This window comes from Enterobacter cloacae complex sp. ESBL7 (assembly GCF_041679625.1).
Classification (GTDB): Bacteria; Pseudomonadota; Gammaproteobacteria; order Enterobacterales; family Enterobacteriaceae; genus Enterobacter; species Enterobacter asburiae_B.
On the sequence record NZ_JBGORN010000011.1, the window covers coordinates 1 to 12,859 of the forward strand.

The 12,859-nt window shown below is 54.4% G+C and carries 15 protein-coding genes and 1 pseudogene; 2 read left to right on the forward strand and 14 right to left on the reverse strand.

Annotated features, from left to right (window positions below):
* The 9 genes and pseudogenes from ACERY3_RS21875 to ACERY3_RS21915 all read right to left on the reverse strand — a co-directional run.
* On the reverse strand, positions 1 to 331 hold a 331-nt coding region (locus ACERY3_RS21875), incomplete at its 3' end, for a DUF2913 family protein (protein ID WP_373226492.1).
* 98 nt (positions 332 to 429) lie between these two features.
* A pseudogene (locus ACERY3_RS21880) lies at positions 430 to 763 on the reverse strand (glycine zipper family protein).
* A gap of 162 nt (positions 764 to 925) precedes the next feature.
* Positions 926 to 2,428, reverse strand: a complete 1,503-nt coding sequence (gene ansP, locus ACERY3_RS21885) for an L-asparagine permease (RefSeq protein WP_373226494.1) — start codon at positions 2,426 to 2,428, stop codon at positions 926 to 928.
* Positions 2,429 to 2,826: 398 nt separating this feature from the next.
* Positions 2,827 to 3,132, reverse strand: coding sequence for a BON domain-containing protein (locus tag ACERY3_RS21890; protein ID WP_373226556.1), 306 nt, complete (start codon positions 3,130 to 3,132; stop codon positions 2,827 to 2,829).
* Between the two features lie 89 nt (positions 3,133 to 3,221).
* Positions 3,222 to 3,560 (reverse strand): DUF1283 family protein, encoded by a 339-nt coding sequence (locus tag ACERY3_RS21895; RefSeq protein WP_373226495.1) that lies wholly within the window; start codon positions 3,558 to 3,560, stop codon positions 3,222 to 3,224.
* Between the two features lie 747 nt (positions 3,561 to 4,307).
* Complete coding sequence (locus ACERY3_RS21900; protein WP_373226496.1) at positions 4,308 to 4,817, reverse strand: DUF4232 domain-containing protein; 510 nt, start codon at positions 4,815 to 4,817, stop codon at positions 4,308 to 4,310.
* 22 nt (positions 4,818 to 4,839) lie between these two features.
* Positions 4,840 to 5,079, reverse strand: a complete 240-nt coding sequence (locus ACERY3_RS21905; RefSeq protein WP_373226498.1) for an ANR family transcriptional regulator — start codon at positions 5,077 to 5,079, stop codon at positions 4,840 to 4,842.
* Positions 5,080 to 5,240: 161 nt separating this feature from the next.
* Positions 5,241 to 5,450: a hypothetical protein gene (locus ACERY3_RS21910; protein WP_373226500.1), complete on the reverse strand. Its 210-nt coding sequence runs from the start codon at positions 5,448 to 5,450 to the stop codon at positions 5,241 to 5,243.
* A gap of 519 nt (positions 5,451 to 5,969) precedes the next feature.
* Positions 5,970 to 6,797 carry a LysR family transcriptional regulator gene (locus ACERY3_RS21915; protein ID WP_373226502.1) on the reverse strand — a complete coding sequence of 276 codons (828 nt, stop codon included), beginning with the start codon at positions 6,795 to 6,797 and terminating at the stop codon, positions 5,970 to 5,972.
* Between the two features lie 52 nt (positions 6,798 to 6,849).
* Here ACERY3_RS21915 and ACERY3_RS21920 point away from each other — a divergent pair, with 52 nt between their 5' ends.
* Positions 6,850 to 7,641: an SDR family oxidoreductase gene (locus tag ACERY3_RS21920; protein ID WP_373226503.1), complete on the forward strand. Its 792-nt coding sequence runs from the start codon at positions 6,850 to 6,852 to the stop codon at positions 7,639 to 7,641.
* A gap of 274 nt (positions 7,642 to 7,915) precedes the next feature.
* Here the strand turns inward: ACERY3_RS21920 and ACERY3_RS21925 are convergent, their stop codons facing one another.
* The 5 genes from ACERY3_RS21925 to ACERY3_RS21945 all read right to left on the reverse strand — a co-directional run bounded on the left by ACERY3_RS21925 (position 7,916) and on the right by ACERY3_RS21945 (position 10,661).
* Positions 7,916 to 8,479 (reverse strand): DUF3296 domain-containing protein, encoded by a 564-nt coding sequence (locus ACERY3_RS21925; RefSeq protein ID WP_373226505.1) that lies wholly within the window; start codon positions 8,477 to 8,479, stop codon positions 7,916 to 7,918.
* A gap of 87 nt (positions 8,480 to 8,566) precedes the next feature.
* Positions 8,567 to 8,980 (reverse strand): putative zinc ribbon protein, encoded by a 414-nt coding sequence (locus ACERY3_RS21930; RefSeq protein ID WP_373226506.1) that lies wholly within the window; start codon positions 8,978 to 8,980, stop codon positions 8,567 to 8,569.
* Positions 8,968 to 9,390 (reverse strand): putative zinc ribbon protein, encoded by a 423-nt coding sequence (locus ACERY3_RS21935; RefSeq protein WP_373226508.1) that lies wholly within the window; start codon positions 9,388 to 9,390, stop codon positions 8,968 to 8,970. The genes ACERY3_RS21930 and ACERY3_RS21935 overlap by 13 nt, the downstream gene beginning before the upstream one ends.
* A gap of 288 nt (positions 9,391 to 9,678) precedes the next feature.
* Positions 9,679 to 9,942, reverse strand: a complete 264-nt coding sequence (locus tag ACERY3_RS21940) for a helix-turn-helix transcriptional regulator (protein ID WP_373226557.1) — start codon at positions 9,940 to 9,942, stop codon at positions 9,679 to 9,681.
* A 149-nt stretch (positions 9,943 to 10,091) separates the two neighbouring features.
* Positions 10,092 to 10,661 (reverse strand): inovirus Gp2 family protein, encoded by a 570-nt coding sequence (locus ACERY3_RS21945; protein ID WP_373226510.1) that lies wholly within the window; start codon positions 10,659 to 10,661, stop codon positions 10,092 to 10,094.
* 41 nt (positions 10,662 to 10,702) lie between these two features.
* Here ACERY3_RS21945 and ACERY3_RS21950 point away from each other — a divergent pair, with 41 nt between their 5' ends.
* A complete protein-coding gene (locus ACERY3_RS21950; protein WP_373226511.1) occupies positions 10,703 to 12,733 on the forward strand; it encodes an ATP-binding protein in 2,031 nt (676 codons plus the stop codon).
* Positions 12,734 to 12,859 lie beyond the last annotated feature (126 nt).

Below are 12,859 nucleotides of genomic sequence, written 5' to 3' on the forward strand. Positions count from 1 at the left end.
CATGGGTCAGGCGAAATAAATCCGACTGCTGCGTCACCGGCTCCGTGCAGGACTGCCAGAGGTATTGCAGCCGCTGCTGTAAATCCGCAGCAGGACCTTTCATTCGCCCCAGACGCAACAGGCTGTCGATGTCGGGCGCAACAGAGCGCGGAAACCGACGTTGTTTCTGCACATCCGCCAACCAGCGGACCAGAAAAGTGTGAATGGCCAGCGGTGAACGTGCCTGGCCGTCCTGCTGAGCCAGCCGTAATCCCACCAGCGCACACCAGGCAAAATGCGCCAGGTCATCCAGTGATTCTTCGGGAGGTAATGCAGTGAGATTCTTTTTCATTCGGGGAATTATAGCGAGGTCACAGCTGGCGGAAAAGGTAGTGAATCATCGCTTCGGAGACCACAGTTGCCGGGCAGCACTGACCACCCGGATTTTCATCAGTGTGTGGCTTTACTCACAACACCACCGGTAACGGCTCCAGGCGCAGCACCTTTCAGCACACTGTGCCCAGTCACTGCGGCAACGCCCGCCCGGCTACAGCCCCCCCACAACACCACTCTTGTGGGCTGCTTTGCCTTTATCGCCTTTGTCCAGCATAGCCCCGGTGCCAGCCCCAACCACAGCTCCGCTTGCGGTGGATTTCAGACTTTTTCCCGTTGCCGCGCCGATAACGGAACCCGCGACGGCCCCTTTGCGGATTTTCTCTGATGCCATACCTGAGGCGCTGAATAATGCAGCAACAACAATAAACGTTCCGGTGCGTTGTTTCATTGCAGGGTTTCCATTGTGAGCAGTATTCCACTGATATCTCTGCACACGGGAGAGCGTCTGTGATAAGCCATTATCCGGAACGTCCCCACAAAAGGAAAGCAATATACCCGGTGTTGTCAACCCCCCGTCAACCCGGATGTTCAGCATCCGGGTTGCAGAAGGTCAGCGGGAGAAATCTTCCGTCAATGGTATCGTTTCTGACTGCACCTCATCGTTCGGATGTACCGGCGCGGTACGATGAACCTCATTCACGCGTTCACGCACACCAAACCAGCCCGCCACCAGCAATGCCGCCAGCAGTGGTATTGACGCGATGGTGTAGGTACCATCCGGGTAGTCAAACGCCATCAGCACCAGCACGCTGAACAAAAACAGCAACGTCAGCCAGGAGGTCACGGGGGCACCAGGCAGCTTAAAGCTGATATCCGCCGCCTTTCCCTCTTTGATTGCCTTGCGCAGGCGCAGCTGACACACCACAATAAAGGCCCAGGATGAAATAATGCCAATGGATGCCACGTTAAGGACTATTTCAAAAACCTGTGAAGGCACCAGATAGTTCAGGAACACGCCCACCACATAAACGGCAAGCGTTGCCAGAATACCCGCATACGGCACACGCTGTTTGCTCATTTTCGACATAAATTTCGGCGCTGACCCGCCCATCGACATCGAGCGCAGGACACGCCCGGTGGAATAGAGGCCCGAATTCAGACTGGAGAGCGCCGCCGTCAGGACCACCAGGTCCATAACACTGCCGACGTAAGGCACACCCAGCTTAGAGAAGAACGTCACAAACGGGCTCTGCCCCGCCTGATACGACGTCCATGGCAACAGCAGAACCAGCAGCACAATCGAACCGAAGTAGAACAGGCCGATTCGCCAGATAACACCATTAATGGCCTTCGGCACCGTTTTCGCCGGGTCCTCACATTCCCCGGCCGCAGTACCAATCAGCTCAATGGCGGCGAAAGCAAACACCACGCCCTGTACCAGCACCAGGGCAGGCATCAGGCCGTGCGGGAACAACCCACCGTTGTCGGTTATCAGATGAAACCCGGTGGAATGACCGTCAAGCGGTTTGCCGCTGCCCAGAAACACCGTTCCAACCACCAGAAACGCCACAATCGCCAGCACCTTGACCAGGGCGAACCAGAATTCCATTTCGGCAAACCACTTCACACCGACCAGATTCATGGTGCCGACTATTGCCAGCGCCCCCAGCGCAAACACCCACTGCGGCACGCCGCCAAACGCGCCCCAGTAGTGCATGTACAGCGCCACGGCAGTGATATCGACAATACCGGTCATTGCCCAGTTGATGAAATACATCCAGCCCGCCACAAAGGCGGCTTTTTCGCCGAGAAACTCGCGGGCATAGGACACAAAGCTGCCGCTGGTTGGCCTGTGCAGTACCAGTTCGCCCAGTGCACGCAGAATAAAAAACGAGAATATTCCGCAAACCAGGTACACCAGTGCCAGCGCCGGACCAGCCACCTGCAGACGAGCCCCGGCACCAAGGAACAATCCCGTACCAATTGCACCGCCAATGGCAATCATCTGTACCTGGCGGTTATTCATGGCTTTGTGATAGCCGTCATCATGAGCATTGAGCCAGCGGCGTTTTTCCGCATGATGTTCTGCTGCTGTTTTATTGTTTCCTGTCATTACATTACCTGTCTGTTTTTTTCTTTCTGGTGGAATATCTGAGCCTGAACGCTTTATTTCCCGCGAACGGTCAGTCAGTGGCCTTATACCGCGCCACATTGTTTTGCTGTTGTGGTGAGATGCGCGGCGGCGATTCAGAAGCGCCGCAAAATGGAAACGACGGCGAGTGAACGAGCTCGCCGGTATTGGTATCGCTTTTTAGCGGGAGGGTACCGGTTGTCAAAGAACGAACCCTGTACACCCGTCAGCATAAAAGGCTCAGTGGAGACTCTTCACGGGACGGGGAGGTCATCAACCGATGAGATCACAAATTTAACATTCAGGGGATAACCTGGAGGGGTGCATCCTGGAGCCGAAACATTCGTTCCGGCCCGCTTTACACTTAACACAAATCGCGTTTATCTGATTCGCATGTCATTCTCGACGGCCTGTACACCGCTGACTTTTTGCGTAACGGTCACAGCCTTGTGCACCGCATCCGGTGACGAGACAAACCCACTGAGCTGCACGCGACCTTTAAAGGTTTCGACGTTAATCTCCGTTGATTTAAGTGACTTTTCTGCCAGCAGTGCCGCTTTGACTTTCGTGGTGATCACCGTGTCGTCAATATAACCACCGGTACCTTCCTTTTTAGCGCCCGGTGCACAACCAGCCAGCAGTGCCGAAAAAATGACCGACAGGCAAAAAGTGTTAACAACTTTAATACGACCCACAGGGTTCTCTCCTTGTATGATAAATGGAGCAATAGTTCAGTAATCAGCAGCCTGAAGCAGCGCCTCGCATGCGGCTCCTGCTAGGGGGTGATAACGTGGCCGCTACTGCGATCCAGGCAACGGCGGGTATCCGGCTCCCAGTACGCATTCACGTTCGCACTTTTATCGCAACGGTCACGATCATCGAACGCCGCATCGGTTTTATCCCATTCTTTTTCAGCCCGTTTGTTCACTTTCTGGCGTAACGCGCGGGTATCATTCCACTGCTCTTTTTCCATAGCAGCCTGCTGACGGCTGAGTGCATTATCACCCGATTCAATCGTCAGCCTGCTGGTTTCAGCATGCACGGATGCTGTAAACATCACCACACCGGACAGCATGGCGGCCAGATAAATACGCTTACCGAATCTCATGTCCATCACCTCTTAATAATTGTCGGCCGTCATTACGGCAGTGTCGTCACCGGGTCAGATATGCCAGACAGGAACCTGTCACGCTCAAGAGCTCGGAGCAGAAAAGCATGACCACCACGAAGGGAGCCAACGACGCCCCTGCTGACGTATTGATATTCAGAACAGGAGACTGGCTAGGGCGGAAGTGGCGGCGGTACTTTCAGGGGTAACCCCTTTCGCTGTGTATAAGAGGATGAAAGTACCACCATTGAATCAGATACAGCGCAAACCACCCGTTATACGCTGTACCCGGTCTGAAAACCGGCATGGAAAACAGACACAGAAAAGTGTCGAAACGGTATCCCGAAATGTCAATGGCAGGCATCGTCAGTGCGCGGGGGGCTCACTGGAAATTATCGGTCCCGGTAATCAGCAGCATACCTCCAGGCACGGAAGCCACCCGGGACGACCTTACAGCTTACGGGATTTAGCGACATGGTGTTTACTCTGACGCTTTGCTTTAACGAATGACTTTCGCGACGACAGACTATGGTCTGCCTGACCACGACCGGATGCCACGCCTGCGTAAGTGCCACATTATCCAGAGGCTCAACGCTGGATATAATGCAGACCATTAAAAAGCATCCAGAGCAGACCAGCCCCGGCTTTAGTTTTGCAGCAAAGGCATTATTCACAACGTTCAGCCCCTTCTGCCGGTCCGAAAAAAACGCGATGATAGAAATGGCATCCGAAAAATGCATCGCACCGGTTCGCTTAGGGCGTACCAGTCAATGACTGCGAGTAATAGCCGATCTGCCCTTTCGCCGCGCACATCTGGTGGTCAAAGGGTAACGTCAGCGTTCCCCCGCGAAGTGACAACGAAACCGTCGCTGGCCGGATACAGTTACCGCCGTCAAACGCATCGCTGGATACCCAGCGCAGCAGTATCAACAGCTCGCGGTCTGCCGGTACAATAACCGGCGGCAGCACCGGCCCGGGGTTCATGCCCCGTACGGGGCGTCTCTCAACAGCCATCGGGTGATGCTCAGCATCGCTGAAGGTTAAAACCGGTTGTGGCTGCAGCATACAGGCCCGGGAGCCGGTGTTGCGTAACACAAGGGTCGTACCGCTTTGCGACATTCCGTCGTACTGACCGCCATGGTCATCGGTATGCACCGTAATATCTGACGATTCGCAGGACAGTATCGGCATGACGCTTGCACGGGCGACCGGCGTCAGCAGCACGGGCAGTGCGGTGATGAGTATCAGGGGAAAATATCGCATTCATGCGGCTCCGGCAGCGGCTTTAGCATTCAGGCTGTGACAGCGGAGCCTGGTGCCAGCGCTCACACAGGCTGGCCCGGGATTCATGCCAGTGCTGCTGGCGTGGATTGCGGGTGACATCTGCAGCCATCCTCCACCATCGGGCAGCTTCGCCATAGTTACCTTCTCGTTCCAGTCCTGCAGCGGTCTCTGCCCTGTCGGAGGCATTCTGCATGTCAGTGGCTCCGCCGCCCGGCAGACGTTCAATGGTGTGTGGTGTCATGATGATATTCTCTTCCTGGTGATCCTGATGGTGCTCGCGCCGGTTATCAGTGCGAACACGAACACGGGGGATCCTCACACCGGGTGACGATGACGTGCAAAAAAGATCGTTACAGGTTGTTCCCGACTACCAGAACAGAGTGTCGTGAAAGTGGGTCAAGATCATGAAAGCGGTGACTCATCGCCAAGACTACCGGAGAAGATGCTGGCGGCTCTGGTGTTCGGTGAAAGCAGATGCCAGACGGATAAGGAAACGCTATTGGTGCGGTTCAGTACTATTCGTTCAAACATGTCGTGTTTTTCGTCTGCGATGGTGACCACATCCACGCATCGACGTTGCTTCGGGACAGGGTCAGATGAGTCTTGCGACATTGACCCTGTCGTTGCTACGGTCTGGCAACCAAGCCCCTCAATAAAAAAGGTTATTGCCCTTGAGTAACATTCCGTTTCAGTGCCCAGGCTGCAACCACGATCTCACCGTACACAGTGGGACCAAAATCAGCGATGTTGACGACACCACCGGCACCACGAGCTCCAACTGCAGGCGCTCTATCCACAAGGATGACCTAATCCAGCAAGCCCGTGACCATGCTGCGGTTCTTGTCAGAACCCTTCTCGGGGAGCGCTACAGATAAACGCTGAATCCGGAAGCGAAGACCACTGCCTTACGGTATATCATCTCACATACGGACAACAAAAACTTCGGTGGATTACCGTGGTTTTGGCAGGTATCAGGGGATGTCTGGTCACTGTCGCCAACCCTCTGCCCTGGCATACCGTCAGCGCCTGAAATCTGACCTGCCAGATAGCCAAAAGTCCATGCATTAACATGGATCTGAAGAGAATTACGGTGCAGGACGCCATGCTGTTTGCGCCCCTGCACGGTCCTGATCAACATGGAGTTCGCATCAAATGCTGGATGAGTTGATCCACGGCGGGAAACGACAGCGACTGAACCGCATAACAAATCCCCGTTCGTCTTGATAGCGGGTACCCAGGAAGGGCTCTGGCCACGACCTGCGAATGTTCACGTGCCAGTGACTCCGGCACAATAGCAACCCCCAGTCCCTGCGTGACCAGTCTGAGCGCCAGAGAATACGTCCCGGCATTTGCAGCTGGTGAGTTTGCCGTAGCACCGTAAACCGGCAGCAGACGCTGGTGTGATGCCAGCTCAGGACACATGATCCAGCACAGACCATGAAGATCAGCTTCGGTCACCGTCGTTTTCGCTGCCAGCGGGTGGTCACCCGGGATAGCCAGGAGAAACGGCTCGGTATGCAATGGTAAGAATAGTTCATCTTCGCAACGCAACTCCTCGCAGCCAAAACGAATATCCCCCGTGCAGCCTGCCTCCAGTGTGACCAGCAAACAGAATTCCGGATCCCGGATGTGCTGCAGAAACGCGTTTATCTGACTGTCCGCAATGTCATGCTCGATACCGATGTTAAGAGGCTGTCGGTGCCTCTCCCGTCTGAAACTACGGGTTAGTGTATCCAGCTCAGCTACCATACGTCGGGCATGCGGGTAAAGGATCCTTGCATCCTGCGTCACCTCCACACCGCGAGGCTGGCGCAGAAATAACGGTGTCCCGAGATCGTCTTCAAGCATTTTAATAGTGGCTGACAAGGCGGGCTGAGTGAGGCAAAGCCGACGGGCTGCGCCAGTAATATTTCGTTCCTCAAACACAGCGATGAAAGCATGAAGTTGACGATAATCCATAATATTTAATGATATCTGTGAGAAGAAAAAACCATTTTAAAGCCTGAAATGGATGAATTACAGTCCATCCGTCGTTTTAGCTATCATTTTTAATTATGTGGAGTTCAGCATGCAATATGAAAAGAAACCCCTGATTGTTATCACCGGCGCCAGCTCCGGTATTGGCCTTGCTACTGCCAAAATGCTGTCGGCGGAAGGGCATCCCCTCCTGCTGGTCGCCCGTCGTAGTGAGCCAATGAAAGCGCTCAACCTGCCAGATACGCTCTGTAAACCAGTGGACGTTACTGACAGAACAGCATTTATTCAGGCGGTAAGGGAAGCTGAGGCGCGTTTCGGTCCGGTGGATGCACTGATTAATAATGCCGGGGTGATGTTGCTTGGCAATATGACCACACAACATCCCGAAGAATGGGAGCACATGCTCGATATCAACGTCAAAGGCGTGCTGAACGGTGTGCATGCCGTGGCGGCAGGTATGGTGGGCCGTAAACGTGGCACGATTATCAATATCAGCTCAGTGGCAGGACGTAAAACGTTTCCGAACCATGTTGCTTATGTAGGGACGAAATTTGCTGTACACGGTATTTCCGAGAACCTGCGTGAAGAACTGGCCCCACACGGCGTCAGGGTTATCACCATCGCGCCGGGTGCCGTGGAAACAGCGCTGCTGAGTCATACTACTGACGAAGAAATCAAGTCTGGTTATCAGGCATGGAAACAGGATATGGGCGGTGTTGTGCTTTCTGCTGAGGATGTGGCTAATACCATTCGCTTTGCTTACCTGCAGCCTCAAAACGTCTGTATCCGCGAAATTGTGCTGGCAGCGACCAGACAGCAGGCTTAACGGACTACGTTTCTATCCCGATGAAAACAGAGCACACCACAAACAAGTAACATCTCATTAACAAAATAACAAGGGGCAGTTGTAGAAACTGCCCTTCAGACCTAATGGACTGATGTGGCAATGAAATCAGCGGTAGCCTGATAAACCTGTGAAGTTTGCTGCGCCACCAGAAGATGGCGGTTCAAGAACAGCTAGCCAGACCCGCCATGATTACTGCCCCCAGTCGTTCATGATCCAAGGGATGTCACAGGGTCTGCTGCGAAGCTGATAGCTGCTAATGGCACGTTACACCCGATCTGGCCGTTGCTACTGGCGCTACCATTGCCTGTACCTGTGCTGTCAACTGGTTAAATGGCGTAGTGAAGGCTCCGCGAACAGCGCGGTTGATAATCATCGGCGTCATGCTGGTGATGCCATCGTGATCGACGCCGGTCACCGTTTGCCATGCTTCGGCAATAGCGACGCTGATAGCCTGCAACGCGTTTTCAATAAGTTGCGCATTACGTGCTGCTCCCAGCGTATCGAGATTCATCAGCAGCACCATTTTGCATTCTGGCGCACTGACCGACTCCCACAACCATCGCAGGATAGTGGGCGGTGAATGTCGTCGCTCCTGCTGGCGTTCCCGTGAATATTCGCCAGTGCACTGCCAGACTTCGGTGTGAAAACGCAGAATCAACGCGTGGTAATCGGTCATGGTTTCACGGTACGGCAACACCAGCGTAAAGCTGAAGGCCACCAGCCGTGGGTAATGGTCAACGGCCTGCTGCAGAAATGTACGGGCGCTGACGGCATCGGTATGGTTAACTCCGGTTGTTTTAGTAAGACAATATTTCACAAGTGATGTTCTCTTATAGGTCAATCAGGGGAGAACGCAGCCGGAGCAGCGTCATTGAATGCAGCGGTGCCGGGGTATGTGTTTGTTTCAGCCCGTGCTGCAGCAGTAATTCATCTGCCAGACCGACTCTTCGATGCTGTAAATGCCGGTTTTACACCTGGGGCAATATTTCTGACCACGGTAGTGCTCACCGCACCATGCGCAGTACCACGCCAGCGACAGCACCAGCCCATCCAGCCCACCGATAAGGCGGCGCAGTGTGTTGCGTCGGATGTTGGCTTTGACCTCCGGGTCGAGGTGGGCACAGTTCATCAGCACGTTTTCAGCCACCGTCCGCTGGTCATGTTCGAACCAGGGCTTCTCACCGTAAGTGGTCTGCACGCACAGCACACAGCCGCAGGACGCGCAGGTCCATACACAGCCGTGCGATTTCGCCGCATCGTCCGCTGTCACAAAGCGGCCTGAGGCATCGTTCGCGAGGTAGCATTTCAGCATGCGCATGCCGTGGCCTCCTGTGTGCTGGCGGCCATATCAGCTCGCTCCTGACTGTATTCACAGGTCCGGCAGGCCAGACAGTAACGCTCACCGTGGTAATCGCTGCCGCACTCCGAACAGTGCCAGTCGGCGTGGAAAACCAGTGGACGAGCTTCCGGTACATACCATTGCAGTTGCTGGACATGGCGGGTTTCTTTTAGTGCCGGGTTGACATACGGACAGTGCTGCCGCCCGTTCTCCGTCAGCGCATCTTGCCGGTGTTCAAACCACGGGCGTCCGGTCTGGTATTCAGGGTGGTACTGCAGGGCGCTGTCGCAGAGGTGGCAGGTATAGCGGTCATACGGCGCGGTCTGCGCGGTTCTGGCTCCCATGAGGCGGCCATTGCCATCGAGGGCCATAAAGGATTTTGCATACATCGTGGTATTCCTTACCGCCAGACGACACGCAGGCGTCAGCCGTCCCGGAACGGGCAGCGTGGCAGGGGCGAATGGCGGGTCAGTGAAGCGTTAACAGGTTGAATCTGTGGGGAGCGGTCTGCGTCGGGATAATCGCAGGCTTTCAGTCATTCATGGTGTTACCGGTGCGCTGACGCGAGAAGGGTCGGTAACAGTAAGCACAGGGTTTCTCGCCACAGTACCGCCGGTGGCAGTCCGGGCACGTCCAGCGAACAGGGTGGTTCTCTGGCTTTTTACGGCGTCGTTGCGTCATGCTGCTTTCTCACTCCATATCCAGGTGCCACGTGAAGCCGCAATGCGCTGCTGCATCCAGATTTCCACGTCGCTTTTGTACCAGCGGGAACTACGCCCTAATTTAATCGGTTTCGGGAATTTGCCGTCACTCATCAGCTGGTAGAACCACTTGTCAGTCATGCCGGTATACGTCGTGATGAAAGCCATATCGATAAGCGGGTCTTCTGCTGATAGCAATACAGTGGGGCTGGTGTGAGTGTTATTCGTCGTCTGTGTCATCATGGTGTTTATCTCCCTGGTATCCTCGTCATGGTTATCGGGAGGCGTCCGGTCCGGGCGTTATGTGGTGTACCGGAACTTCCTCAGAGGATAAGGTGCTGCTGTTAAAAATTACCCGGGCCGTATCGCCAGGCCTGCGGAATGGACGTTCAGCCCCGGCTGCAACCGAAGTTACGCTCACCGTCGCCGGTCACTTTGGTTTCGCGTTTGGCAAGATAGGCGGCCTGCGCCAGTGCCTGTTGAAGCTCGGTGGTATTGCCACGCGTCAGCCAGGACACAGGGCTCTTCGGGAAGCGGGCCAGAACGGCGTGAACTTCAGCATCCACCTTCAGGGCGCTGCACCAGGCCTGTTTAATCATGCCAGCGAGCGTTTCCGGGGCGTTGTAATCCCCCGGCCCACACCATGTATCGCGGTTCAGCAACAGCACCGCGTGGTAGTGCTTCTTCCCTTTGATTTCACCAAACTCCCGCGCCCAGATAAAACGCAGCGTGGTCGGCCAGACGCGTTTGCCCTCGCGACGTTGACGCGTAAAGTACGCATCAATACGGGACTTCAGGGCATCGGTAAAACGGGAGATAACCGCAGCATCGGTGGCCGCTGGCGTATCCGGCAGACGGAGGTCAACACGCAGGGCCAATACACGAGTACAGGCGTTCAGGGCACAGTTGAAGGTATCAGCGATGCGTTGTTGCCAGTAAGGGTCGTATGTGTAACTCATTGAAATGGACTCCGGTGGGTTAGTGTTCATAACCATTACCGGTGGCGTTAAAAAATACTTTTCGGGAAGCCTGCCATCACAGTGCCGGACCAGATTGCCGTGTACAACATGAAAAAATCGTCACCCTTCACGGTGCCGTTCGCTTAAATCAGGTGATAAATCAAACAGCCGTCAATGAAAATGTTCACCTTCCCGGTAAAATAGCGGGCAGTTCAACTGAGCTGTTTCAGCAAAAGGCAAAAGACATGCGACTGAAAAGTGTGGCTGTTAAAAATTTTCGCTGTTATGCACAAGAAGTCAGCGTTGAGTTTGATGACCTGACAACCTTTGTCGGACGCAATGACATTGGCAAATCGACAATCCTTGAAGCGATGGAGATCTTCTTCAACAACAGCGTGGTATCGATCGAAAAAGGCGATGCCTGTATTCACAGCGGACAGGACAATGTGGAGATCACCTGCGAGTTTATTGATCTTCCCCCTTCCCTTACGCTCGATTCTGGCGCGGAAACCACGCTTCAGGAAGAGTTTCTGCTGACGGGAACCGGCTCACTGAAAATCCGTAAGATCTTTAACTGCAGTAATAAAAAACCGACTGCCGAGATTTTCGTGATTGCAAACCATCCTGCTGCAGCGGGTTTTCATAATCTCCTGGAACTTAAGGAAAAAGAACTTCAGGCCAGGGTGAAAGAACTGGGGCTTGACGTTTCGCTTAAGGGAAATCCCGGAATGCGAAAAGCCATATGGGCCGCCTCAGCAGATCTGCAACTGACGGAAACGCAGCTTCCCGTCAGCAAAGCCAAAGAGGACACTAAACGTATCTGGGAGCAAATCGAGAGCTGGTTGCCCATGTTTGCCCTCTTCCAGAGCGACAGAAGCAGCCGGGATTCCGACGATGAAGTACAAAGCCCGATGAAAGCCGCCATTACGGCTGCACTGGCGGAAGTCCAGGACGACATTGCCAGGATCCAGTTGAGAGTACAGCAAAAGGCAGAAGAGATTGCCCGAAACACACATGAAGCGCTGAAGACCATTGAACCAGGTCTGGCAAGCGAACTAACCCCTGAATTTACGCCTCCCACGCAGGCAAAGTGGCAGGGGCTGTTCTCCGTTGGTCTCAACACGGACGGGGGGATTCCATTGAATAAACGTGGCAGCGGCGTCCGTCGTCTGGTGCTCGTGAGCTTTTTTAAGGCCGAAGCGGAACGACGCCTGAAATCCAGCAATCGTCGCAGTATCATCTACGCCATTGAAGAACCCGAAACCTCACAGCATCCTAATTACCAGCGGATACTGATTGAGTCGTTTAAATCTCTGTCTCTGGAAACCGGCTGCCAGGTCATACTGACGACGCACAGCCCCGGTTTTGCCTCAGAGCTACCCGTTGACAGCATCCGCTTTGTATCCCGTGATGCCGCTACCGGGCAGCCGACCATCCAGGCCGGTGCTGACATTTTCGGCATCGTCACTGATACACTGGGGGTAACACCAGACAACCGGGTCAGACTGCTGTTCTGTGTAGAGGGTCCGACGGATGTCGCCGCCTTTAAAGCTCTCAGCAAAGCGTTACATGCAGAAGACAACACTCTTCCTGACCTGGAGAGTGATGAACGTGTGGCGTTTATCGTACTGGGTGGGGGAACGCTCAAGCACTGGGTGAATGAAAATTATCTACGCGCCCTGAACCGCAGGGAAATTCATATCTACGATCGTGATGTTCCTGCTTATGCTGAAGCGGTGGATGCCGTCAACGCCCGGGGTAACGGATGCTGGGCAACTCAGACGCTGAAACATGAAGTCGAAAGTTATCTTCATCCCGATGCCATTCACGACGCCTTTGGGGTAATGATCGCGGTCACCGACCATCCTGTCAGCGGTAAGGCTACCCCTAAAGTGTTTGCAGAAGCCTATTCGCTGGCTCAGGGCTTTGACGGTGTGATGAAAGATAATCCTGCCAAGGCTCGTCTGGCAGAACGAGCGTTCCCTTTGATGACTGCCGCCCGGATCCACGAACGCGATCCTGAGGGTGAAGTCCTCAGTTGGATGCGCAGGATACGTGACATGATCCAGTGACGAAGGCCAGCCCGGCTCATACCGAAACGCCTCTTTGAAGGTTAGCTGGCAACGATAACCCGGAGAGGTACATTGCATCATCGTGACCCCCGGGACAAACAGCGAGCCTCCAGAAACGTTGGATGA